Origin of the sequence: Bartonella sp. AD13SXNS (assembly GCF_042196465.1) — a bacterium.
Classification (GTDB): domain Bacteria; phylum Pseudomonadota; class Alphaproteobacteria; order Rhizobiales; family Rhizobiaceae; genus Bartonella.
The window spans coordinates 1-1,325 of record NZ_JBHIQI010000064.1; the positions used below are offsets into that span (position 1 = coordinate 1).

General features: G+C 40.2%; 1 pseudogene. It reads right to left on the reverse strand.

From position 1 onward, the window contains the following. Nucleotides 1-1,325 (reverse strand): annotated as a pseudogene (locus ACFIMQ_RS09345) (hypothetical protein); the annotation flags it as partial.

Genomic DNA, 1,325 nt, shown 5'->3' on the forward strand with positions numbered 1-1,325 from the left:
CCTTCTACTTCTTTACCAATAGTGATAACTTTTGTCTTTTCATCCTGCTTCGCAAGGCTATCACTGACAACATTAGTCACATCATTATGAACATTCGTAATAGAACTTGCAACACCTGCAAGTGCTTCCGCTACACTCTTATAGCTTTCCTCACTTTCTTTACCTTCTGCATCAACTTTCTTGATTACAAAATTTGGAGCCTTCCATTGTCCATCTTTAGCATAACCTGCACCTCCACCAAAATACGTCGCAAATGTCTGATTCATTGAATAAAGCTGACCTCCCGTGATAGCATCTGTTGATTTAGCGCTAATCTCACCATTTTCTAGAAACGTAATTTTGCTATTACTTCCTTCCGTTCCATGCTTAGCTACAAACGCTTTGGCTTCATTACTCCAATTCAAAGAATCTTGCGCAACACCTGCAGAAACTTCCTTAATACGCTGATTCACATTCTTGATATTATCATCAAGACCTTCAAACGCACCACCCACACCATCAAAGGCGCTCGTGCTTACCTGACCATCTTCAGAAATATGCGATAATTTATACCTTGGCTGTGTAAGAGCTCCATCTTTAAAGGATGCTTCTCCACCTAAAAACTTAGCTACATCCTCACCGATTTTATTAATCTGTCCACCCGTAATCGCATCATGTGAACCCTTGGCAATCTGACCATCAGCAACATTATGCAAACCTACAGCTACCTTATCCTTACCTTTACCTAAAGTTACACTCGTGTAATCAATGCCGCCATTATCACCCTCTTTTTTATCGTAATGAACAACAGCTGAATCTTCTGACTGAAGGCTGCTAGAAAGTTCCTTCAGACTTGCATCAAGCTGACCCTTGTTAACGGCATCATTATTATCTTTTGCATCCTCTACACCAGAAATAACCCGTTTCACACCGCTTTTGTTTGCAACATTGATTACAGTGCCATTTGTTTCCTTACCAACAGTGATAGGAGCCGTTTCGTTATCCTGCTTGACAAGGCTTTCACTCACTACATTGGTTACATCATTATGAACATTCGTAATAGAACTTGCAACACCAGCAAATGCTTCCGCTACACTCTTATAGATTTCTTCACTTTCTTTACCTTCTGCATCAACTTTCTTGATCACAAAACTTGGAGCTTTCCATTTTCCATCTTTATCATAACCTGCACCTCCACCAAAATAGGTCGCAAATGTCTGATTCATTGAATAAAGTTGATTACCAGCGACAGCATCCGTTGAGTTGGCAGTAATCTCACCATTTGCAAGGAACGTAATTCTACTGTTTTCTTGTGTCCTTACAGCTCTGCCTTTTTCTTCTTGCTT